General features: G+C 46.6%; 23 protein-coding genes. 16 read left to right on the forward strand and 7 right to left on the reverse strand.

Features of this window, described 5'->3' with window-relative positions; genetic code table 11:
- Positions 1-144 precede the first annotated feature (144 nt).
- The 4 genes from Y79_RS0105385 (at position 145) to Y79_RS0105400 (ending at position 4,244) form a co-directional block, all read left to right on the forward strand.
- On the forward strand, positions 145-1,338 hold the full coding sequence (locus Y79_RS0105385) for an MFS transporter (RefSeq protein WP_016936768.1): 1,194 nt from the start codon (positions 145-147) through the stop codon (positions 1,336-1,338).
- 27 nt (positions 1,339-1,365) lie between these two features.
- The gene (aroD, locus tag Y79_RS0105390) at positions 1,366-2,127 is read left to right on the forward strand and encodes a type I 3-dehydroquinate dehydratase (RefSeq protein ID WP_016936769.1); all 762 of its coding nucleotides are present in this window, start codon (positions 1,366-1,368) and stop codon (positions 2,125-2,127) included.
- A gap of 64 nt (positions 2,128-2,191) precedes the next feature.
- Entirely contained in the window at positions 2,192-3,076 is an 885-nt protein-coding gene (locus Y79_RS0105395) for a shikimate dehydrogenase (protein ID WP_016936770.1), read from the forward strand.
- Between the two features lie 136 nt (positions 3,077-3,212).
- Complete coding sequence (locus Y79_RS0105400) at positions 3,213-4,244, forward strand: LacI family DNA-binding transcriptional regulator (RefSeq protein ID WP_016936771.1); 1,032 nt, start codon at positions 3,213-3,215, stop codon at positions 4,242-4,244.
- A 20-nt stretch (positions 4,245-4,264) separates the two neighbouring features.
- On the opposite strand, the gene Y79_RS0105405 is transcribed toward Y79_RS0105400, so the two are convergent.
- Positions 4,265-4,780, reverse strand: coding sequence for a type 1 glutamine amidotransferase domain-containing protein (locus Y79_RS0105405; RefSeq protein WP_016936772.1), 516 nt, complete (start codon positions 4,778-4,780; stop codon positions 4,265-4,267).
- Positions 4,781-5,002: 222 nt separating this feature from the next.
- Between Y79_RS0105405 and Y79_RS0105410 the strand changes: the two genes are divergently transcribed.
- The 3 genes from Y79_RS0105410 to Y79_RS0105420 all read left to right on the forward strand — a co-directional run bounded on the left by Y79_RS0105410 (position 5,003) and on the right by Y79_RS0105420 (position 11,373).
- The gene (locus Y79_RS0105410) at positions 5,003-9,295 is read left to right on the forward strand and encodes a multifunctional 2',3'-cyclic-nucleotide 2'-phosphodiesterase/3'-nucleotidase/5'-nucleotidase (RefSeq protein WP_155816718.1); all 4,293 of its coding nucleotides are present in this window, start codon (positions 5,003-5,005) and stop codon (positions 9,293-9,295) included.
- 180 nt (positions 9,296-9,475) lie between these two features.
- Positions 9,476-10,615 carry a YibE/F family protein gene (locus Y79_RS0105415; protein ID WP_016936774.1) on the forward strand — a complete coding sequence of 380 codons (1,140 nt, stop codon included), beginning with the start codon at positions 9,476-9,478 and terminating at the stop codon, positions 10,613-10,615.
- The gene (locus Y79_RS0105420) at positions 10,612-11,373 is read left to right on the forward strand and encodes a YibE/F family protein (RefSeq protein WP_016936775.1); all 762 of its coding nucleotides are present in this window, start codon (positions 10,612-10,614) and stop codon (positions 11,371-11,373) included. Before Y79_RS0105415 ends, Y79_RS0105420 begins: the two co-directional genes overlap by 4 nt.
- Before the next feature lie 39 nt (positions 11,374-11,412).
- Here the strand turns inward: Y79_RS0105420 and Y79_RS0105425 are convergent, their stop codons facing one another.
- Positions 11,413-12,078 (reverse strand): NAD(P)H-dependent oxidoreductase, encoded by a 666-nt coding sequence (locus Y79_RS0105425; RefSeq protein ID WP_016936776.1) that lies wholly within the window; start codon positions 12,076-12,078, stop codon positions 11,413-11,415.
- Positions 12,079-12,280: 202 nt separating this feature from the next.
- Here Y79_RS0105425 and Y79_RS0105430 point away from each other — a divergent pair, with 202 nt between their 5' ends.
- The 3 genes from Y79_RS0105430 to Y79_RS0105440 are packed head-to-tail and all read left to right on the forward strand — an operon-like array spanning position 12,281 to position 13,245.
- Positions 12,281-12,541 (forward strand): spore germination protein, encoded by a 261-nt coding sequence (locus tag Y79_RS0105430; protein ID WP_007408496.1) that lies wholly within the window; start codon positions 12,281-12,283, stop codon positions 12,539-12,541.
- Between the two features lie 14 nt (positions 12,542-12,555).
- Positions 12,556-12,798: a spore germination protein gene (locus tag Y79_RS0105435; RefSeq protein WP_003155595.1), complete on the forward strand. Its 243-nt coding sequence runs from the start codon at positions 12,556-12,558 to the stop codon at positions 12,796-12,798.
- Between the two features lie 15 nt (positions 12,799-12,813).
- Positions 12,814-13,245: an Hsp20/alpha crystallin family protein gene (locus Y79_RS0105440; protein ID WP_016936777.1), complete on the forward strand. Its 432-nt coding sequence runs from the start codon at positions 12,814-12,816 to the stop codon at positions 13,243-13,245.
- A gap of 9 nt (positions 13,246-13,254) precedes the next feature.
- Here the strand turns inward: Y79_RS0105440 and Y79_RS0105445 are convergent, their stop codons facing one another.
- Entirely contained in the window at positions 13,255-13,632 is a 378-nt protein-coding gene (locus Y79_RS0105445; protein ID WP_016936778.1) for a DnaJ family domain-containing protein, read from the reverse strand.
- Positions 13,633-13,879: 247 nt separating this feature from the next.
- Here Y79_RS0105445 and ltaS point away from each other — a divergent pair, with 247 nt between their 5' ends.
- Positions 13,880-15,817, forward strand: coding sequence for a lipoteichoic acid synthase (gene ltaS / locus Y79_RS0105450; RefSeq protein WP_016936779.1), 1,938 nt, complete (start codon positions 13,880-13,882; stop codon positions 15,815-15,817).
- A gap of 40 nt (positions 15,818-15,857) precedes the next feature.
- On the opposite strand, the gene Y79_RS0105455 is transcribed toward ltaS, so the two are convergent.
- Positions 15,858-16,301: a YfmQ family protein gene (locus tag Y79_RS0105455; protein WP_016936780.1), complete on the reverse strand. Its 444-nt coding sequence runs from the start codon at positions 16,299-16,301 to the stop codon at positions 15,858-15,860.
- A 128-nt stretch (positions 16,302-16,429) separates the two neighbouring features.
- Positions 16,430-17,806 (reverse strand): N-acetylglucosamine-specific PTS transporter subunit IIBC, encoded by a 1,377-nt coding sequence (gene nagE, locus Y79_RS0105460; protein ID WP_016936781.1) that lies wholly within the window; start codon positions 17,804-17,806, stop codon positions 16,430-16,432.
- 165 nt (positions 17,807-17,971) lie between these two features.
- Between nagE and map the strand changes: the two genes are divergently transcribed.
- From map to Y79_RS1000000120665, 4 genes are all read left to right on the forward strand, one after another.
- Positions 17,972-18,721: a type I methionyl aminopeptidase gene (gene map / locus Y79_RS0105465; RefSeq protein ID WP_016936782.1), complete on the forward strand. Its 750-nt coding sequence runs from the start codon at positions 17,972-17,974 to the stop codon at positions 18,719-18,721.
- A gap of 56 nt (positions 18,722-18,777) precedes the next feature.
- Entirely contained in the window at positions 18,778-19,089 is a 312-nt protein-coding gene (locus Y79_RS0105470) for a DUF3243 domain-containing protein (protein ID WP_003155607.1), read from the forward strand.
- Between the two features lie 81 nt (positions 19,090-19,170).
- Positions 19,171-19,326, forward strand: a complete 156-nt coding sequence (locus Y79_RS1000000121195) for a hypothetical protein (RefSeq protein WP_003155608.1) — start codon at positions 19,171-19,173, stop codon at positions 19,324-19,326.
- 179 nt (positions 19,327-19,505) lie between these two features.
- The gene (locus tag Y79_RS1000000120665) at positions 19,506-19,640 is read left to right on the forward strand and encodes a YflJ family protein (protein ID WP_003155609.1); all 135 of its coding nucleotides are present in this window, start codon (positions 19,506-19,508) and stop codon (positions 19,638-19,640) included.
- A gap of 40 nt (positions 19,641-19,680) precedes the next feature.
- On the opposite strand, the gene Y79_RS0105485 is transcribed toward Y79_RS1000000120665, so the two are convergent.
- Positions 19,681-20,340: an MOSC domain-containing protein gene (locus tag Y79_RS0105485; RefSeq protein WP_016936783.1), complete on the reverse strand. Its 660-nt coding sequence runs from the start codon at positions 20,338-20,340 to the stop codon at positions 19,681-19,683.
- A 67-nt stretch (positions 20,341-20,407) separates the two neighbouring features.
- On the opposite strand from Y79_RS0105485, the gene Y79_RS0105490 reads away from it, so the two are divergent.
- On the forward strand, positions 20,408-20,680 hold the full coding sequence (locus Y79_RS0105490) for an acylphosphatase (RefSeq protein WP_016936784.1): 273 nt from the start codon (positions 20,408-20,410) through the stop codon (positions 20,678-20,680).
- Here Y79_RS0105490 and nosA read toward each other — a convergent pair.
- Entirely contained in the window at positions 20,674-21,765 is a 1,092-nt protein-coding gene (gene nosA / locus Y79_RS0105495) for a nitric oxide synthase (protein WP_016936785.1), read from the reverse strand. The genes Y79_RS0105490 and nosA overlap by 7 nt on opposite strands.
- Positions 21,766-21,789: the final 24 nt, after the last annotated feature.

Here is a 21,789-nt window from a genome sequence, read left to right on the forward strand (position 1 = left end):
TCAGCGTTAATCAAGTATACCTGCAGCCGTTTTATCAAACCATTTTTTAAAGAAAGGCAGTGGTTCAATAAAGGGGAATGGTTCTGTGCGTTTATCAATTTAAAAAATAATTTAACTTTAATAACCGCATTAGGGGATGTCATCATGAAAAACATATACACCAAAATGGCAGCGGGTCTTTATATCAACTATTTCCTGCTGGGCATGATCAATATTATTATCGCATCGAATATGGAAGCATTATCAAAACAGCTTCATACATCAGCAGCCGGAGTCAGCTATTTGGTCTCCGCCATCGGCATCGGGAAGCTGATCTCGCTTCTGTTTGCCGGAAAGCTCTCGGATACATTCGGGAGACGGCCGTTTATCGTGGCGGGCGCATTTCTGTATCTGATTTTCTTAATCGGAATTCCGCTTTCGACAAACTATACGGAAGCGTTTATCTTTGCTATTTTCGCAGGGATCGCCAATTCATTTTTGGATTCCGGCACATATCCGGCGCTTATTGAAGGATTTCCGAAAAACGCAAGCTCTGCAACCGTGTTAATCAAAGCGTTTGTATCCATCGGCGCGACGGTGCTTCCGTTTTTTATCGCATTTATTGCGGACAGGCATTTGTTTTACGGGTGGACGTTTTTCGTGCCCGGCATCATTTTCTTCCTGAACGGCTTTTTCCTGTTGAAAGTTCCGTTCCCGAATCATAAACAAAAAGATGACGGCGGCCGGACGGAAGCTTCCCCGTCTGATGACACGTTCAGATCACAGCCGTCGATATGGCGCGAAGGCCTTGCCATTATTTTGTTAGGCTTTTCATCAACGGCGCTGTTTATGCTCGTTCAAGTATGGCTTCCTAAGTTCGGTCAATCCGTTTTGGGTATGCCCGAAGTGCAGGCCGTCAAATTGTTGAGCTATTACAGCATCGGGGCGCTTGTGTCCGTGTTATTGCTGGCTGTGCTGTTAAACAGAGTGATTCAGCCGATTACGGTTATGGTGCTGTACCCGGTGATCGCGGCCATCGCGCTGCTTGCTCTGATTTTCATTCAGCAGCCGGCCGTATCGGTCATCAGTTCCTTCGTCATCGGACTTTCAACCGCGGGCATTCTGCAATTGGCGATGACGGTTATGGCTGTTTTATTCCCTAAAAATAAAGGGACCATCACATCTTTTGTTAATATAGCATCAAGCTTATCTTTTATTGTCATTCCGCTTATAACGGGAGCGATATCCAAAACGGCCGGCCTGACCCCTGTTTTTCTGCTTGATATCGGAATTGCGGCCGTCAGCGCCCTCCTCGCATTGTTTATCGGTATCCGTTTTAAGCAAGTGATGAAAGCCTGACTATTTTTTAAAGGGAGAGAACGTATCATGCAATCTATTACAATCAGAAACACGGTCATCGGCGAAGGACTTCCGAAGATCATTGTGCCGCTGATGGCAGCCCGAGAGAAAGAACTCCTTGAAGAAATTGAAGCCGTCAACAGGCTTAACCCGGATATCATTGAGTGGCGGGCGGATGTATACGAGCACGTTGAGAGCCCGGACGCCGTAAAAGGCATGCTTGAAAAGGTGCGGAAAGCCGCAGGCGCAACACCGCTGCTTTTTACATTCAGAACCCATAAAGAAGGCGGGAATAAAGTTATTGACGTCCGCCTTTACATTGAATTGCTTAAAACCGTAATCGAAACAACACACATTGATCTTGTAGACGTTGAATTATTTACGGGAGAAGCGGAAGTCAAATCAATTGTGAAAACTGCTGAAGACAACGGCGTATATGTCGTCATGTCCAATCATGATTTTCATCAGACACCAAAAAAAGAAGAAATCATCTCCCGGCTGCGGAAAATGCAGGCGTACGGCGCGCACATTCCGAAAATCGCGGTGATGCCGCAAAGCACTGAAGATGTTTTCGTCTTATTGGATGCCACGCATACGATGAAAACACAATACGCAGACCGGCCGATCATCACGATGTCAATGGCGGGAACGGGCCTGATCAGCCGGCTGGCCGGGGAAGTCTTCGGCTCGGCGTGTACGTTCGGCGCGGGCAAAGAAGCATCTGCGCCCGGACAGATTCCCGTTGCTGAATTGCGAAATGTACTCAGCATTTTAAATAAAAATATGTAACCAGCGTTTTTCTTCCCTCAAGCGGAATGAAAAACAAATGAATGGACTAACGGAGGAATACATCATGAAGAAAGATTTAGGACGGATTAACGGAAAAACTCAGCTTATCGGATTATTCGCGACACCGATCGGACACTCTTTATCTCCGACGATGCACAACCTGGCGTTTAAAAAATTAGGGCTGAACTACGCTTACCTCGCATTTGAAGTCGGCAATGAACAGCTTGAAGATGTGGTGACGGGAATGCGCGCCTTAAACGTCAGAGGTTTCAATGTCTCGATGCCGAATAAGATGAACATTCTCCCTTACCTCGATGAACTCGCGGATTCAGCGAAATTCACCGGCGCGGTGAATACAGTGGTGAATGAGAACGGAAAATTGATCGGACACTCCACTGACGGTATGGGATACGTCCGCAACCTAAAAGAACACGGCATCGACATCACAGGCAAAAAAATGACGCTGGTCGGTTCCGGCGGAGCCGCTACTCCGATTGCGATTCAATCCGCATTGGAAGGCCTCGGCGAAATCTCAATTTTCGCCCGCAATGACGCGTTTTTCGAAAAAGCGGAAGAGAATGTCCGCATCATCAATGAAGAAATGAAGGGCTCTTCTTGTAAAGCGAATCTTTTCCCGCTCGAAGATCAAGATGCGCTGCGTGCTGAAATCGCTTCAAGCGATATTTTCACAAACGGAACGGGTGTCGGCATGAAACCGCTTGAAGGCTTGAGCGTCATTGAAGACACATCCATGCTCCGTCCGGATTTGATTGTGACAGACGTCGTTTACAACCCCGTTACGTCGAAATTGCTTGAACAGGCTCAAGCGGCCGGCTGCCAGACCATTAACGGCCTCGGCATGATGCTTTGGCAGGGCGCCATGGCGTTTGAATATTGGACAGGCCGTGAAATGCCGGTTCAGTATATTAAAGAGCAGATGTTTGAATAATCTATTGTGACAGAAGCGCCGAAGGACAATCCGTCTTCCGGCGCTTTATCTTTTTCTCCCCCTCTCTCTTTCTTCTCACGCGCCAAAACGCTTATAATGGAGGTAACGAATAATAACCAAGTGAGGAATGCGACGTATGAAACAGCAAAAAAAACGCCGGGTGACATTGCAGCAGGTCGCTGAGCATGCCGGCGTCTCAACATCCACCGCCTCATTAATCGTCCGCAATAATCCGCGAATTTCCGAAGCGACCCGTGAGAAAGTGCTTCAATCCATGCAGGAGCTTGGGTACGTATATGATCGGGTCGCCGCGAATTTACGATCACAGACGTCCACAACGGTAGGATTGATTATCACTGACATTTCCAATACGTTTTTCTCAGAGTTTCTGATCGGCGTGCAGAATACACTCGAGGAAGTCGGATTAACAGTGCTCTTAGGCACGACTTTTGATTCCGTCGCCAAGCAGGAGCAGCTGATCTCGACCATGCTGGAACACAGGGTCGGCGGATTGATTTTATGCCCGGTTTCAGGCGCGGCTGAGGAAACCCTTTCCCGCCTTGAGCAGCTTGATATTCCGGTCGTGCTCGCCGTCAGGGAGATTGCCGATGCGGACTGTGATTTTGTCGGAGCTGACTATGAGGAAGGCACCTATAAGGCAGTGCGCCACCTCATTGAGAAAGGGCACCAGGAGATTGCGTTTCTGGGCGGCGTGAAGCACTCATCAACATGGACGAAACGGATGAAAGGTTTTCAAAAAGCGCTCCGTGAAGCGGATCTTGAAGTGAAAAATGAATTTGTGATTGACAGCGCGCCGACCCGCGAGGCAGGCTATGAGGCAGTGATGGAGCTGCTCCGCCGGCCTGAGCGCCCGGCCGCGATTTTCTGTTTCAGTGATTTGGTCGCGTTCGGCGTCATGCAAGGGATCAGAAAAGCAGGACTCATCCCGGGCGAAGATATTGACATTGTCGGCTTTGATAACGTGCCGGAAGCTGAAATTTCTTATCCTCCGCTTACAACCGTTTCTTCTTTTCCGCGGCAGTCGGGAAAAGAAGCGGCTCAATTGCTGCATCATAAAATCACCAATTCCCAGCACCAAAAACAGCGCATTATTCTGGCGCCTGAGCTGGTCATTCGTGAATCTTCACAAAAAAAGCGGAACGCCTGATACGGCGCTCCGCTTTTATATTATGCAAGCAGTTTTAATGATTCGCGGTTGAATGCCGGAATGTCATCCGGTGTGCGGCTTGTGACCAGCTGATTCTGACAGACGACGACTTCTTCATCCACCACATTTGCGCCCGCGTTTTCCATGTCAATACGGATGGATGTAAACCCTGTCGCTTTGCGCCCGTCCAATGCTTTCGCGTTGATGAGAAGCTGAGGGCCGTGACAGATGGCGAAAACCGGTTTTTTATCATCCATAAACGCTTTGGCAAATTTGACGAAACGGTCATCCGCACGCAGCATGTCAGGTGAGAATCCGCCCGGGATCAGCAATGCGTCAAAGTCTTTCGGATTCACATCATCGATGGACGCATCCACTTTCACTTCCGCTTCCCCTTGTTTGCCTTTGACTGTTTTTCCTTTTTCCTGTTCAATCACTGTTAATTCATGACCCGCATCTTTAAAAGCTTTCGCAGGTTCCGTATATTCGACGTCCTCAAAATAATCCGTTAATACAACTGCAATTTTTTTACCCATAGTTACTACCTCCTGCTTGATGAAGTCTACATAAATCCATGTACCCCAGCCACACTAACATCAAACATAAAAGACTCATTTGCCGCCCATTCGTTTTTTACATAGGTCATTATCCTCATTTTTCTTCTTTTTACAAGAATCATCATGAAATCTATATAAACTTTCACAAAATATTCTTACAATGGTACTGCATGACAAAATTTGTTGAAAGGTGGAGAACAGGTGAGAATACAGAAAAGACGATGCAGCGTCAATAAGACACTCCGTATTCTGCTGCCCCTAGTTATGATACTTAGTCTAATCCTCCCAATAACACCCATTAAAGCAGAAGAAAACAAATCCTCCAGTGTGAATCTCAGCATTTTAGCGACAACTGACGTTCACGCCAATATGATGGACTACGATTACTACAGCGACAAACCGACAACGGAATTCGGGCTGGCCCGAACGGCTCAGCTCATTGCGAAACACAGAAGCGAAAATCCGAATACGCTGCTTGTCGATAACGGAGACCTGATTCAAGGAAATCCCCTCGGAGAATACGCTGTAAAATATCAGAAAAACGATATCATTTCAGGCGCAAAGACCCATCCGATTATTGAAGTGATGAATAGTCTGCACTATGACGCAGGAACACTCGGCAATCATGAATTTAATTACGGGCTGGATTTTCTGGACGGGACGATGAAAGGCGCTGATTATCCGATCGTCAACGCCAATGTGAAAACATTGAGCGGTGAAAACCGTTATACGCCTTATGTCATAAAAGACAAAACCGTTACGGATGAAAACGGCGGAAAACACCAGCTAAAAGTCGGCTACATCGGCTTTGTCCCTCCCCAAATCATGACGTGGGATAAAAAAAATCTTGAAGGACGCGTTCAAGTCGAGGACATTGTGGAATCCGCGAAGAAAACCGTCCCGAAAATGAAAGCTGAAGGTGCCGATATCGTCATCGCCCTCGCCCACAGCGGCATCGAAAAAAAAGCACAGTCCTCCGGTGCGGAAAATGCCGTTTTTGATCTGGCAACGAAAGTCAGCGGAATTGACGCGATCGTATCAGGCCATCAGCACGGTCTGTTCCCCGATGCTGAATACAAAGGCGCTGATCAATTCGACGTCGATAAAGGCACGATTAACGGCATCCCCGTTGTCATGTCAAGCAGCTGGGGCAAATATGCGGGCGTCATCGACCTCCGGCTTGCAAAAACAGACGGCGCATGGCATGTGGAAGATGGGAAAGGCAGGATCGAGCCGATTGCCGGCAATGTGACTTCGGAAAACGAAACCGTCGTCAATACCGTCAAAAAAGCGCATGAAAGCACACTGCAATACATCAGAGAACCCGTCGGCCAGACAAAAGCCGATATCAACAGTTTTTTCGCCCAAGTCAAAGATGATCCGTCCATTCAAATCGTGACGGATGCGCAAAAATGGTACGCCGAAAATAAGATGAAAGATACGGAATATAAAGATCTGCCAATCCTCTCGGCGGGCGCTCCGTTTAAAGCCGGCGGGCGGAACGGTTCAAACTACTATACAAACATTTCCGCAGGTGACCTCGCCATCAAAAATATCGGCGATTTATACCTGTATGACAACACAGTTCAGATCGTCAAGCTGAACGGCAGCGAAGTGAAAGACTGGCTTGAAATGTCCGCAGGGCAATTTAATCAGATCGATCAGGCAAAAGGCGGCAGCCAAGCGCTTTTAAATGACGCCTACCGCTCATACAATTTTGATGTCATTGACGGCGTCACCTATCAGGTCGATGTCACAAAACCGGCGAAATACAACGAAAACGGAACAGTCATTCATCCCGATGCAAGCCGGATCGTCAACCTTTCTTATCAAGGAAAGCCCGTCAGCGCCAAGCAGGAATTTCTGATTGTCACAAATAATTACCGCGCTTCAGGAGGCGGAGGATTTCCTCACTTAAGCAATGATAAAATCGTATACTCATCAGCCGATGAAAACAGGCAGGTCTTAATGGATTACATCATCCAGCAGAAAACAATTAATCCGCAGGCTGATCATAACTGGTCCATCCTTCCGGTCAAAGGGACGAACCTGACATTTGAATCCTCCTTGGCCGCAAAGCCGTTTGCCGACCGCGCAGATGACGTCGCCTATATCGGAAAATCACAAAACGCCGGCTACGGACAGTACAAGCTCCAGTTCAAAGATGATGAACCGGGCACAGATCCGCCGAAAGATGACGCATGGAAGCTCACCGTTATGCATACAAACGACACGCACGCCCACCTTGATAACGCGGCGAGGCGAATGACGAAAATCAAAGAAATCAGAGGCGAAACCGACCGCAGCATTCTGCTTGATGCGGGAGACGTTTTCTCAGGCGATCTCTATTTTACGAAGTGGCAGGGGCTTGCTGATTTAAAATTGATGAACAGCATGGGCTACGACGCAATGACCTTCGGAAATCATGAATTTGATAAAGGCCCGGGTACTCTCGCCAGCTTCCTGAGCGGGAACGGGAGCGCGGCTGACCCGTCCGGAAAATACAATTTCCAAGCGCCTGACTTTCCGCTCGTCAGCTCCAATGTCGATGTGTCCAAAGAGTCAAAACTCAGACCATTCATGAAAAAAGCAGACACCTTTACAGCAGGGAAAAAGAAAAAAGCAGGCATCTATCCATACATTCTGCTTGATGTAAACGGAGAAAAAGTCGCCGTATTCGGCTTAACGACGGAAGATACGTCCGTCACATCAAGCCCGGGTAAAAGCATTGTCTTTAATGATGCCTTCCAATCCGCACAAGATACGGTAAAAGAGATACAGAACAAGGAACATGTCAATAAAATTATCGCCCTGACCCATATCGGGCATCAGCGTGATCTCGATCTCGCCAAAAAAGTAAAAGGCATCGACTTAATCGTCGGCGGACATACGCATACGCTTGTAGATAAAATGGAGATTGTCAAAAACGAAGAGCCGACCATCGTCGCCCAGGCAAAAGAATACGGCGAATATTTAGGCCGGGTGGATGTCGCATTTGACAAAAACGGGGTCGTCCTGCCGGAACAATCCTCTCTTCAAGCGCTGCCGGTGAATGAGCAGACGAAAGAAGATCCGGATCTGAAAACAGAGCTTGATCCATTTAAAAAAGAGCTCGTCTCCGTCAAAAATGAAAAAGTCGGCTCAACGAAAGTCGCGCTTGACGGCCGGCGCGAGCATGTCCGCTCTAAAGAAACCAATCTCGGAAACTTCATCGCGGACGGCATGCTGCAAAAAGCGAAGGAAGCTGCCGGAGCCCAAATCGCGATCACAAACGGGGGCGGCATCCGCGCGGGCATTGATAAAGGAGACATCACACTCGGCGATGTGCTGAATGTGATGCCGTTCGGCAACACGCTTTACGTCGCGGATTTAACCGGAAAACAGATCAAACAAGCCCTGGAACAAGGGTTAAGCGGAATCGAGGCTCAAGGGGGCGCCTTCCCTCAAGTTGCCGGTTTAACATACACGTTTACACTGAATAAAAAGCCGGGACACCGCGTTCTTCAAGCTGCGGCCGTGCAGGATGACGGCAGCGTAAAGCCGATTTCTGATAAGAAAACATACAGAGTCGCCACCAGTAACTTTGTCGGCGAAGGCGGAGACGGATATTCCGTCTTTAACGAAGCGTCCCATAAAGAAGACCTTGGCTTTGTCGACTATGAGGTCTTTATCGAGCAGCTTGAAAAAGCGGGAAAAGCGGTGGAACCGAAAGTTGACGGCCGCGCGCAAGAAGTGTACCTGCCGACGAAGCAAAAAAACGGCTCGTGGACGCTTGAAGATGACAGCGCATTTGCGGTCTATGCCAAAAACGCCAATACACCGATCGTATACTACGACAAGAATGACGGCGCCAAAAAGCAGATTGATCTCAGCGTAACCAAAAAACAGATCGGCCTGTTAAAGGACAGAACATCTGATTCTTCCCTTACGATCCTGCATGACAAGTTCAGCATGAAAATGCCGATGGCAAACGCTGCAGCTGATGACACACGGTTCGGCGTGACGCCGAAAAAGAAAGTTAGCGGCGCGCTTTCAAACGTATACGACTTTACAATGAAGCAGAAAAACAAAGACATCAAAACATTCAAAGCGCCTGTAAAGCTTACCATGCGCATTGAGAATACGAAAAAGGCGAAACAGCCGGGCATTTATCACATAGACCGGAAAAAGAACGCCTATACAAAAACAGACAACGGATCGGTTTCACACGATCTCGTCACGGGCTATACCAATCATTTCAGTGAATACGCGATATTAAACGCAAACACGAAGAGCTCGCCGCCGACAAGCGGAGATCACGGCTCCGGAAAGCAGCCAAACGGCCAAAACCCTTCATCCGGCCAAGCGCAGGACGGAGTATCGCCGGGCGGCCTGCTTCCTGATACAGCCACAGCGATGTATTCCATCCTCCTTGCCGGGTTTCTCATCAGCGCGCTCGGAACGGCACTGTATCTGTATCAAAGAAGAAAAGCAAAAAAAGTGAACGAAGCATAAAAAAGCCGCTTTGCTCAGGCGGTTCTCCCAAAAGCTCTCCTGATCTGATGTCAGGGGAGCTTTTCTCGGTCCGCCTTCTGAATCGACAGCGGTACGGCCGAATGATAAAATATGAGCGTTATTTATGCAGCAGCTGCATAGCTTGACACTTCACGGCGGGGCCTGTTTGGAGGACTTTTTTTGAAAATAACAAAAAACAAACGCAACAGCATGACTTACAAAATAAAGCTGTTTTACGTGATAACAGCGCTTTGCTGTATCAGCTCGCTCATTTTCGTCAATTACAACGCTTCTTTTTATGAGCGCCCGATTGCCAAAGTGACGAAAACAACATTGGAACACCAGTCTGATGTGCAGGACATGCACAAAAACAAAGATAAGATTTTCAGTCAGACAATCACAGCCAAACTTGAAAACGGCAGTCAAAAAGGAAAGCTCATTCATTTGTCCAATCAGTATTCCTCATCCGGAGCGAATGATCAAAAGTATCAGCCCGGCGATGAAGTATTCGTGTCAATTGATAAAGGGAAAACATCAAGTAAGGATATATCCGGAAGCATTATAGATAAAAAACGGGATAAACAGCTTTTGCTGATTTCTTGGATTTTCATATTCACCTTACTGATCGTCGGCAAAAAACAAGGCTTCTTTTCGATCATCAGCCTGATGTTTAACGCTGTTTTATTGTCTTATGCATTAGATTTATACCGAAAGCACCCGAATATCGGGCTGATTTTCATCTGCGGTATCTGTATTCTCATCTTTACTGTCATTTCATTGCTGCTTGTCAGCGGTTTTCACGCGAAAACATATGCCGCCATAGCTGCGACGCTCGCAGGCACTTTTGTCTCCCTGCTCATTACGTATTTGGTGATGGCGGCAACCGGAGAAAAAGGTCTCAGATATGAAGAAATGCAGTATTTAACCCGCCCTTATCACACGGTGTTCATGGCCGGCGTATTTATCGGATCACTGGGAGCGGTCATGGATGTGGCCATTACCATGACGTCATCTGTCTTTGGATTATATGAAGAAAACAAGAGTATCTCATTACAAGCACTCAAACGTTCCGGAATGGAGATCGGTAAAGACATCATGGGGGCGATGACCAACATTCTGTTTTTTGCTTATATCAGCGGCTCTATACCGATGATGCTTTTGTATTTGAAAAATGATTCCCCGATAGGATTCACTCTTTCTATGAACATTTCCTTGGAAATAGCCAGAGCATTGGCGGGGGGAATCGGAATTGTATTAACCATCCCCGCCAGTCTGTATGCTTCTGTCTTTTTTATTAAACGAAAGAAGGCAAGCTCATGAATGTCATCGTAATTCTTGCGGCGATTTTATTTCTATTGATGGTTCTCATCGGCGGTAAAAAGGGAGCGAGGTCTTTTATTGCGCTATTTTTAAATTTCGGCGTTCTCTTTCTCACCATCATTTTAATGACAGACCCGCACATCAATCCGATTGTTTTAACATTGCTCTCTTCCGCCGCGATTTGCAGCATTACACTTTTTTATATTAACGGAGGTAACGTCAAAACCGTAACCGCCTTTATTTCTGCCATGCTGACGATCGTATTGATGCTGTTTTTTATTCTGGCCGTCACGAAACAGACTTCGATTCAAGGGTTTGGTGAAGAAGAACTGGGTGATATCGGCATATTCACACTTTTTGTCGGGGTGGATTTTGTGAAGGTTACCGCGGCTATGATCATTATGGGCACGATAGGGGCAATTACCGATGTGGCGATCTCCATTACATCACCGATGAGAGAGATTTACAGCTATAATCCGTCCATGAGCCGAAAAGATCTGTACAAATTTGGTTTAAGCATCGGGAGAGATATTTTAGGAACGAATACGAATACGTTATTCTTTGCTTTTTTCGGCAGCTACTTGGCTTTAATTATCTGGTTTAAAGACTTATCATACTCTGCTGAAAAAATAGTGAACTCAAAAGTCTTCAGCGTGGAAGCCGTCACCATTCTTTGCGCCGGCGTCGGGATCGGCATCATCATTCCCGTTACGTCCTGGATCACCGCCTGTTTTTTAGCGAAACAGACGAAACGTTAAAAGCTGCCGGGAAAATCCCGGCAGCTTTTTTTATTGATCTTATACCCACTTTACAACGTCTTTTGCGGCAGATCTTGTTTTCGGACGCGGTTCTCTGACACGGTAACCGAATGCGGCCATGACAGAGATGTCGAAACTTCCGTTTTCCAGAAGTCCTTCTTCTTCAAGAATCCGGTGGATTTCTTTGTAGTTGAAGCCTTCTACAGGGCAAGAGTCGATTCCGATCTGCGCCGCGGCTGTCATCATATTGCCAAGTGCGATGTATGTCTGTTTTGAAGCCCAGTCAAACAGCGCTCGATCTGATTCAAGCAGATTGAAATCATTTTTCTGGAAATCTTCTGTTTTGCTGATATAGCCTTCATACATATCTTCCGGCATTTTTTTGACTTCCTTCAAGTGGTTTTTGACATAATCGGCGTCAAAACGGATATCCTTTGCCGTCCGGGCAAGCAGAAGTACGAAGTGGCTTGCAGTCGGCAGCTGCTTTTGCGCGCCCCATGTGAACTCGCGGAGTTTTTCACGAAGCTCCGGGTTTTGAACAACGACAAATTTCCAAGGCTCCAATCCGAGTGAGCTTGGGGACAGTCTTCCCGTTTCTAAAATGAATTCAAAATCGCTTTCTGAAATTTTTTTCTCAGGATCAAATTCCTTTGTGGCGTGTCTGAATTGATACGCTTCGATGATCTGCTGTTTTTTATCTGACATCATGATCTCTCCTTTTTATCTCGTTATGTACTATTGTAGCCATTATTTTTGAAAGTACCAGTACGCACATTTTTGTTGGATAGTATTCATTTTGATACTGACAAAAAAACGGACTGCCATATGGCTGAATCCGGGCGAAATTCACAACAGGAGCGCAAAAAGCATACAGTACTGTACAACTAAGTTAAAGAGGTGTGAAGAGATGCCATCCACTGTTATCAACCTGTACTATCTGAAGATTAACAGTATTTCTGGCAACGGATCTATTACGATTGGGGAAGCGGCATACAACAGTCCCACCACAAACAACAAATCACAAGGACTGAACTCTTCATTCGGCGATACGTCACCTATAGAATCGATGATGGAGAACTTGTTAAATGATCCTGATGTAAACGACCAGACAGCCATCGGAACCGCAGATACCGCAAATATTACGCCGGTGCCGCCCATTATAGATTAAAGGGGTTTTTATGAATGCCTTACCAAATTAACGTCGTCAATATAAAAGTAAACGGAGCCACCCAAAACGGAAACGTCGATATCGGTCAGACCGTACAAAACAGCCACACCGCCAACAGCAAATTTGTCGGCGCGAACTTTTCTTTAGGAGACTTTTCACCGGCCGCCGGATGTTTGAATTCGGGCCATCTTGACCCTGATGTGAGCGACCAGGATCAGATCGCCAACCCGTCAATGCCGATCGCAAATCAAATATAAGGGGGGTTTGCTGAAGTGGATATCGAAAAAATGAGAAAGTGGCTTGAGATTACGAACGAGCACAAGCCCAGCGACTTTTGGACCAATGTCCTGAAACGGAAATCTCCCGAAGAATTTTTCTCCTTACAAAAAAACACCTTGGTTTATGATATCTATCAGGATGAACAGCACACATTTGTCATTGTGGAAATGCCCGGCGTTTACGAAGAAGAATTGACATTGAGGCTGGTGTCAAGAACGCGGCTGCATATAAAAGGAAACATCACGCCCCTTTTTCCAAAGGACATGGGGATCTGCCAAAACCGGTATTACGGAGAAATTGATGAGACGATTGAACTTCCTGAACCGGCTGAGCCCCATCTGCTGCAGGCGCAGTGCATGAACGGCCTGCTCCACATTTCCTATCCGCGCCTTATGGAGTACATTCCTTTTCAGCAGAAAATATAAGGAACCGGTTTACGGACGGTTCAGGCGTCTGTACACTTTCTCCTTATAATGAGAAGATGCGGGTTCTGAGAACATGTCTCTCTCCTCCGTCAGCTTGTCGAGTCTGACTTGTTTTTCCGTCCGTTTGTTCCGCAGGTGATCCAGCTCCGTTTCATTGCGGCACTTGGCGATCAAATAATCGAGCGTCATCAGCTCTTTCTTCAGCGCGCCCTCATCCTCGGCGATCCCGGCATTTTTCAACATGCGGTAGCCCATTCTGAGCGACTCCGGAAGATGTGCGGCATCGTCTTTCGGCAGGGGCTTTCCCATGCCTTTGATGCCGGCGAATTCTCCATCCTTAATGGCGCGCTTGATTTTATCTTCAGCCACGATATGGGCAATATCCATCACTTGTTACCTCCTTTTTTCAATTAGACCGGATCATATCCATACAAAAATCCTGATCCCATTTTGTTCCATTCGGATTTTTCTTAGGCGGCATTCATCAGATAAACCGCCGTTGCGACAGCGTTTTTCGCCCTTTTTTCGATGAGCCTTTTCCACCTTTTCTATTTGCTGGTTTCATGGTATATTGATTACGTTCGTTTTTTCTATCGTTCCGTGTAAACCGTGATCGGAAAAAAGGAGTGTAACAATGAAAACATTTATAAAAGAAAGAGGACTTGCCTTCTTCTTGATAGCGGTCGTGTTATTGTGGGTGAAAACATATGCTGCTTATATTTTAAACTTTAACCTCGGCATAGACAACACGATCCAGAAAATATTGCTTTTTGTGAATCCGCTGAGCTCCGGCCTGTTCTTTCTTGGATTTGGACTTCTTTTCAAGAAAAAACTACAGCAGACAGCCATTATTGTGATTCATTTTTTATTGTCTTTTTTGCTTTATGCAAACATCGTCTATTATAGATTCTTTAATGATTTCATTACCATCCCGGTCATGATGCAGGCAAAAACAAACGGCGGCCAGCTCGGAGACAGCGCGTTCTCATTAATGAGATGGACAGACGTCTTCTACTTCCTGGATACCGTCATTTTGATTATTTTGGCCCTTAAGATGAAAAAACCGGCTGAAAAACCGGCGAAGAAATCATTCAGAATCGTTTTGGCTTCCGCCGTGCTTGTGTTCCTGATCAACCTCGCCGTAGCGGAAACCGACCGTCCTGAGCTTTTGACACGCTCATTTGACCGTAACTATCTGGTGAAATACTTGGGCACGTACAACTTTACGATTTACGATGCCGTGCAGAATGTGAAGTCAAACAGCCAGCGCGCGCTTGCCGATTCAAGCGATGTTACGGATGTGGAAAACTATATGAAGGCCAACTATGACGTGCCGAACAACGTCTACTTCGGAAAAGCCGAAGGAAAAAACGTCATCTACGTCTCATTAGAGTCTCTGCAGTCCTTCATCATTGATTACAAAATTAACGGCAAGGAAGTGACGCCGTTTTTAAACAAACTGGCGCATGACAATCAAACATTCTACTTTGATAACTTTTTCCACCAAACGGGACAAGGTAAAACATCAGATGCGGAATTTATGATGGAGAACTCTCTGTACCCGCTCTCGCAAGGTTCGGTTTTCGTCAATAAAGCGCAAAACACGCTGCAGTCCGTTCCTGCGATTTTAAAAGGCAAAAACTACACGTCTGCCGCTTTCCACGGAAATACGCAGACTTTCTGGAACCGTAACGAAATGTACAAAGCGGAAGGCATCGATAAGTTTTTCGATTCTGCTTATTATGACATGAGCGAAGAGAATACGAAAAACTACGGCATGAAAGACAAACCGTATTTCAAAGAATCCATGCCGCTCTTAAAGAGCCTGCCGCAGCCGTTCTATACGAAGTTCATTACGCTGTCAAACCACTTCCCGTTCGGGATGGATAAAGAAGACACGGACTTCCCAGCGGGAGACTTTGGCGATTCGGTCGTCAATAACTACTTCCAGTCCGCGAACTATCTGGATGAATCAATCGAACAGTTCTTTAATGACCTGAAAAAAGACGGCCTGTATGATAAATCGATTATTGTGATGTACGGAGACCACTACGGCATCTCTGAAAACCATAATAAAGCGATGGCGAAAGTGCTTGGCAAAGATGAGATCAATGAATACGACAATGCCCAACTTCAGCGGGTTCCGCTCTTTATCCACGCTCCTGGCGTGAAAGGCGGCCGTAACCATAAATTTGCCGGCGATGTCGATGTCGCGCCGACTGTTCTCCATCTGCTCGGCGTCGATACGAAAGATTATCTCATGTCAGGTTCAGATATCTTATCGAAAGAGCACAGAGAAGTGATTCCGTTCCGTAACGGCGACTTCATCTCACCGAACTACACGAAAGTATCCGGCAAGTATTACGATACGAAAACCGGAAGACTTTTAGATGATTCAGAAGTCGACAAAAAAGAAGACTCACTCGTCAAGACTGAGCTTGAAATGTCTGATAAGATCATCAACGGAGATCTGCTTCGCTTCTATCAGCCGAAAGGCTTCAAGAAAGTGGATCCTTCAAAAATCGATTATACAAAGCGTGAAGATTCTTCAGCAGATGATCAAAAAGAATAAACAAAAGCCAGATCATATCAATGATCTGGCTTTTTTATGTTCAGCTCCCGGCAGCAGCCATAGAGCGCTTTTGCAGGCTGTCGGAAAGAACCGAATAAGCGACGACTTTCTTTTTCTGCTGTTTGACGACATCTACATGATCTTCGTAGCTGTATACAAATACCGTCATATCTTTTTTCCCTTTTCTCGTCTTAATGACAAGCGGGTCGACTCCGTTCTGCGGATGAAGATACCGCTCTTCATCACCTGGGTATATATAATGCCGTTCGATAAATACGGCTTCGTTAAAATCATCAATCACCCGGCGTTTGTCTTCGCCTTCCAGACGTTTTCCGCCGAGGGATACGGCAGCGGACGCGTCACTGAGCTTCGAATGGGTTTCAAATTTTCGGAGAATCCATTCCACCGCTCCGGTAGGAAGGCATGTCAGCACAATCTTAATCAGGCTTATGACAACAATTGAAACAACTGCAATCCACGTCACCTTACATCATCTCCATACTTGTTCTACATGAATCTTACCACAGGAGGAAACGTTGTTTTTTGTCCATTATGTGAAACTTGATATATGTTCAAAAAAACCCGGATCACATAGATGATTCGTGCTTCGGTCTACTTCTGACCGTCATGGCGGACGGCCTCTCTCAACTCTTCTGCGACAAATTCGACGTTCGGCCCGATAATGACCTGCGCCGTTTTATTCCCCGTTTTGATAACCCCTTTTGCTCCCGCTTTTTTAAGTGCCGTCTCATTAATCAGGGATGTATCCTGAACGGTCAGTCTGAGACGGGTCGCACAGTGGTCAATCGTTTGGAGATTTTGTCTGCCGCCGAGCCCCTTGAGCATGGCATGTTCTTCAACCGAACCGGCCGTATCCTCACTAAACACTTCTTCCTCTTCCTCATCATCTTCCCGTCCCGGCGTCTTCAAGTTTAACGATTTGATGAGCACGTAGAAGACGGCAAAATAGATCACCGCATAACAAAGCCCGACAACGAGCAGCAAAAGCGGTTTTTCCGCAATACCGTAGCTGAGAAGATAATCGATCGCCCCCGCTGAGAACGAAAAGCCTGACCTGATGCCGAGAATATTGACGATAAATAAAGAGAACCCGGTTAATAAAGCATGAACCCCGTACAGAAGCGGTGATAAAAACATAAATGCAAATTCAATCGGTTCTGTAATTCCGGTAATAAATGCCGTCAGCGCAAGGCCGATCATCATTCCGGCCGTCGCTTTGCGCTTGCTTGGCTTAGCTGCGGCAATCATTGCCAGACAAGCGGCCGGAAGCCCGAACATCATAATCGGAAAGAATCCTGTCATATAAGTCCCGGCCGTCGGATCCTTCGCAAAGAAGCGGGCCAGATCTCCCGTTTTTCCGTGAAAATCGCCAAACTGGAACCAAAAAATATTATTCAGCACATGATGAAGACCGAATGGAATTAAAAGCCGGTTAAAAATCCCGTAAATCCCGGCGCCGATGCCTCCGAGCCCGATCATCCATTCCCCGAATGACGTAATCACCGACTGAATCGGCGGCCACACAAAGCCGAAAATCCCGGCCAAAATAATGGTAATCAGCGCTGTTACAATCGGAACGAGCCTGCGTCCGCTGAAAAATCCGAGATATTCAGGCAGCTTCGTATCCTTAAAGCGATTATACGTGTATCCCGCAATTAACCCTGCGATAATCCCTCCGAAAACGGCCATATTATTTGTCGAATTGATCGATTTTACAGCAGCGTCCAGCATAATATAGGAAATTGCTCCCGACAGAGCGGCGGCCCCATTGCTGTCTTTTGAAATCCCAATCGCGATTCCGATCGCAAAAATCAGCGGCAAATGATCAAATACCGCTGTCCCCGCCGCATAAATGAACGGAATATTTAATAAATCCTCTCTGCCGATGGCCAAAATAATACCCACGGCGGGCAGAACGGCAATCGGAAGCATAAAGGATTTTCCGAGTTTTTGCAAAAATTGAAGCATTTTACCCATCCCCCTTCTTTTTTCTTAAATATATCACATAAGTTATCTAGTGATCTATACCAATTTTCCCTTCATTTATGCACATAAGGCTTGTTGGTTTTCTATTTATAAAGCAGTTGTGGTAAGCTTGAATCAGATGATTAAACATAGAAAGCGGGAATGACAATGATTGTAACGAACGATCAAGAATTAGAAGGTCTTAAAAAAATTGGCAGAATCGTCGCCCTGGCGCGTGAAGAAATGAAGAAAAAGGCAGAGCCCGGCATGAGCACGAAAGATCTTGACCTGATCGGAAAGGCGGTGCTTGACGAACACGGAGCCGCTTCCGCTCCGGAGAAGGAATACGATTTCCCCGGCGTGACATGCATCAGCGTAAATGACGAAGTCGCTCACGGCATTCCGAGCGCCTCTAAAATCTTAAAAGCCGGGGATCTTGTAAATATCGATATTTCGGCGGAGTTCGGCGGTTTTTATTCCGATACGGGAATTTCATTCGTGCTCGGAGAAGGCGATGAACGTCTGCAAAAGCTTTGCAACTGCGCACAATCCGCATTTCAAAAAGGACTGGAGCAGGCAAAAGCCGGAAAACGCCAAAATCAGATCGGCAGAGCCGTCTACCATGAAGCCCGCTCCAACGGATTTACCGTCATTAAAACGCTGACGGGCCACGGAATCGGCAGAAACCTCCATGAAGCGCCGAACCACATCATGAATTACTACGATCCGTTTGATAACGCGCTGTTTAAAAACGGCACCGTGATCGCGCTTGAGCCGTTTATTTCCACGAAGGCTGAAACCATTGTTGAAGCGGGAGACGGCTGGACATATAAAACACCGGATAAAAGCCTTGTCGCCCAAGTGGAGCACACCATCGTCATCACAAAAGACAAACCGATTATTTTAACGGCATTGTAATGTTTCATCTCCCTTCCAAACAGGTATACAACAACTAACCCGAAGGAGGGAGACGCATGAAAAAAGATAAAGAAAAAATCAAAATCGAAAACGAAATACACGCCATGCACGGCGTTACGAAACAGCAGATTTTAGAGGATTTCGAGGAATTTAAAGCGTACCTTCACCAGAAAATTTCCGCCGGAAAGAAACTAGGCCTGGATGACAGCAAAATCATCAAAAGCGCCGCCATCCTCGGGGACTATCTCGCCAAGCACGAGGAGCCCCGCAATGCGGAAGAAAAACTTTTACAAGAGCTGTGGGATATTGCGGATGACAATGAAAAACAGCATTTGGCCCAGCTTCTCGTCAAACTTGCCGGACACTGATACAGTGCCCGGCTTTTTATGTTTCGTGACAAGAGATGTGCTACACTGGACATATGTCTGTGAAAGGAGCCATTTTTCAACATGTGGTTTATTATCTTCGGGTTTATTTTCTTTATTGAAAGCATCATTCTGACCGTTTACGGGGTGAAGAAAAAGAAGGGGATGCTGATTTATTTCGGCGTCGTATTCGGAATTATGACACTCGGCACGGTGCTGTTAAAATTAACCGGCCATTAAGCATGAACAGACCGCCCTTTACATATATATGTAAGAAAGCTTTACATCTCTGAATCGAAAGGCTCAGTTTTTGCTTTCCCCCTTTTCAGCGTCTTTTTATAGATGTTACAATGCCAAAAGTTTGGCAAAAACTGAAGAAACCCTCCCCTGCGGGAGAACGGAGAAAGGAGTTTTCTGACATGCATTATGGCAGTAAAGGCTGGTATGTAGAAGAATTAAAGAAAAAAGGAATTACCCACTATGAAGGAAGAAAGCTTCAAAGCTTCAAAAAGTATTTCCTTGCCAATCTGCTGGAAACAAAGAAACAAGCATAACGTCAATCAGCCGTGCTGTCAGTGCAGCGCGGCTTTTTTTCTATACATTCAAGAGCCTGTCTCTTTTTTTAAGGAAGGACTCCCTCCAGCTTTCTGACAGCGCTTCTTCCCGCAGCACTTCTTCAATGGCCGGCAGATTGCCTGAATCATGGTATTTCACTTCATTCGCATACCAGACGGAAATGCTTTCTTTGCCTCTCGACAAACGCTTCAGGACCGGATGCGGATCGACATATCCTTCTTCAATCACCCTGAAATAAAAGCCGGTAAATCCCGTCTGCTGTACACGGAGCACCATATCTTTGATGCCGTATTTGAGGGCGAGTTTGACGCAGGGCTGGCGCGGCTGGCTTACTTGCACGACGGCTTCGCCCAGCTGAAACACGTCTCCGAGCCATACGTCCTGTTCGGCCAGCCCTTTGACTGTTACATTCTCTCCGAACGCTGCGGCGGGCAGTTTTCTTGCAAGCGTTGTTTCCCAATATGAATAATGCTCGGCGGGATACACGCACACCGCTTTATCAGGGCCGCCGTGATTCTTCAAATCGGCTTGTCCGTCCCCCGCAAAATGGGTTTTATACAGCATGACGGGAGAATCCGCAGGCCGCTTGACGATGCCGGAATTGATTTGTCTGCCGGCAAATTCATGAATTGCCGGCATTCCGAGATTGATAGATAAGACAGAATAGTCTTGCGTCATCCCGTTCACATCCTTTGCGAAATATCATATCTTTCCTTTATCATAGTAGGAAAAAGGTGGTTTTTCCATGCTTCAATATCATATGTTTGCAGACGGCCGGGTTCAAGGCGTCGGTTTTCGCTACTTCGTCCAGATGGAAGCAGACAGACATAAGATTACCGGCTGGGTCAAAAACCGCGATGACGGCCGGGTTGAAATCCTTGCCGAAGGCCCTGAAGAGTCGTTAAAACACTTTGCCGAAGCCGTCAGAAAAGGCAGCCCCTTCTCAAATGTAACAGGCGTAACCATCGAAGAATCACGCCATTTGAAAGGGTACCGCACCTTTTCCATCAGTTACTGATAAGGCTTGTCCTGATAAAAATAATTCGGCTTCACAATCGTATTGTCGTATGATTTATGGAAAATGTGGGTGGAAGCCGGCGAGATCGGCGGAATCAGCCAGGTCCAGTCTCCCGTCAGCTTTCTGCCCGCGTCTTGTTCCTGCTCTTCAAAACGCTTAAACTGATTTGCCGCCGTATGATGATCGACAATGCTGACACCGTGTTTTTTGTATGAATAGAGCACTGCCTTATTCAGTTCTACAAGCACCTGATCTTTCCACAGGTCGGTATTCAGGCTGGATGAAATCCCTATGGCCGACGCGATTTTTTTGAGCAGATCATACCGTTTCTCATCAGCAAGATTCCTTGCGCCGATTTCGGTTCCCATATACCAGCCGTTAAAAGGCGCCGCGTTGTACGACAGTCCGCCGATTTCAAGCCTCATATCGGCGATAATCGGAACCCCGTACCATTTGATATTCAAATCGGCAAACTCTTCTATATCAGGATGAGAGATCGGCACCTCTTTCACGAGAGCCTGAGGCAGGTCGTACCAAACGGGCTGCTCGTCCCCTTTCATCCGGAACAGCAGCGGCAAAATATCAAAATCGGTCCGCTTTCCGCGCCAGCCGAGTTTTTCGCAGACAGCCGTCAGCTCATACGATGCCGGATCGCCGATTCTTCCTTTTTCAGTCTCATATCCCGCATAGCGGATGAGCTGATGATTCCAGATTTCGACCTGTTTCTCCCCATTCTTCTCAGGAGGGAAAATCGTAATTGTCGGTTTAATTTTTCCGTCGTTCGTCGCGATTTCGATATGTTCAAATAAAGCGTCGCGCACCTCTTCTTTTGTATTCACGCCGCGCCGGTCAATGACGTTCAGCGATTGCCAGAACAGACGCCCGATACAGCGGTTGCTGTTGCGCCATGCCATTTTTGCCCCGTGTTCAAGCTCTTCCGCCGTATGGACATAACTGCCCGTCCGATCTATCTCATCTTTTATCGAGTGAAGACGCGCATTGATTTGCGATTCCATGCCGAGTTCCTGATAGCAGACCTCAATAAAATCCTTCGCCTCATCCCAGAGTAATTCCGTATGTTTCAAAAAACTCTCTCCTTCAATTTACAT

This window comes from Bacillus siamensis KCTC 13613, from assembly GCF_000262045.1.
Lineage (GTDB): Bacteria > Bacillota > Bacilli > Bacillales > Bacillaceae > Bacillus > Bacillus siamensis.

Bases quoted from the DNA above. Each gene is read 5' to 3' on its own strand.
- Y79_RS0105385 (WP_016936768.1), top strand. From the start codon at position 145: ATGAAAAACATATACACCAAAATGGCAGCGGGTCTTTATATCAACTAT.
- aroD (WP_016936769.1), top strand. From the start codon at position 1,366: ATGCAATCTATTACAATCAGAAACACGGTCATCGGCGAAGGACTTCCG.
- Y79_RS0105395 (WP_016936770.1), top strand. From the start codon at position 2,192: ATGAAGAAAGATTTAGGACGGATTAACGGAAAAACTCAGCTTATCGGA.
- Y79_RS0105400 (WP_016936771.1), top strand. From the start codon at position 3,213: ATGAAACAGCAAAAAAAACGCCGGGTGACATTGCAGCAGGTCGCTGAG.
- Y79_RS0105405 (WP_016936772.1), bottom strand. From the start codon at position 4,780: ATGGGTAAAAAAATTGCAGTTGTATTAACGGATTATTTTGAGGACGTC.
- Y79_RS0105420 (WP_016936775.1), top strand. From the start codon at position 10,612: ATGAATGTCATCGTAATTCTTGCGGCGATTTTATTTCTATTGATGGTT.
- Y79_RS0105425 (WP_016936776.1), bottom strand. From the start codon at position 12,078: ATGTCAGATAAAAAACAGCAGATCATCGAAGCGTATCAATTCAGACAC.
- Y79_RS0105430 (WP_007408496.1), top strand. From the start codon at position 12,281: ATGCCATCCACTGTTATCAACCTGTACTATCTGAAGATTAACAGTATT.
- Y79_RS0105435 (WP_003155595.1), top strand. From the start codon at position 12,556: ATGCCTTACCAAATTAACGTCGTCAATATAAAAGTAAACGGAGCCACC.
- Y79_RS0105445 (WP_016936778.1), bottom strand. From the start codon at position 13,632: ATGGATATTGCCCATATCGTGGCTGAAGATAAAATCAAGCGCGCCATT.
- ltaS (WP_016936779.1), top strand. From the start codon at position 13,880: ATGAAAACATTTATAAAAGAAAGAGGACTTGCCTTCTTCTTGATAGCG.
- nagE (WP_016936781.1), bottom strand. From the start codon at position 17,806: ATGCTTCAATTTTTGCAAAAACTCGGAAAATCCTTTATGCTTCCGATT.
- map (WP_016936782.1), top strand. From the start codon at position 17,972: ATGATTGTAACGAACGATCAAGAATTAGAAGGTCTTAAAAAAATTGGC.
- Y79_RS0105470 (WP_003155607.1), top strand. From the start codon at position 18,778: ATGAAAAAAGATAAAGAAAAAATCAAAATCGAAAACGAAATACACGCC.
- Y79_RS1000000121195 (WP_003155608.1), top strand. From the start codon at position 19,171: ATGTGGTTTATTATCTTCGGGTTTATTTTCTTTATTGAAAGCATCATT.
- Y79_RS1000000120665 (WP_003155609.1), top strand. From the start codon at position 19,506: ATGCATTATGGCAGTAAAGGCTGGTATGTAGAAGAATTAAAGAAAAAA.
- Y79_RS0105485 (WP_016936783.1), bottom strand. From the start codon at position 20,340: ATGACGCAAGACTATTCTGTCTTATCTATCAATCTCGGAATGCCGGCA.
- Y79_RS0105490 (WP_016936784.1), top strand. From the start codon at position 20,408: ATGCTTCAATATCATATGTTTGCAGACGGCCGGGTTCAAGGCGTCGGT.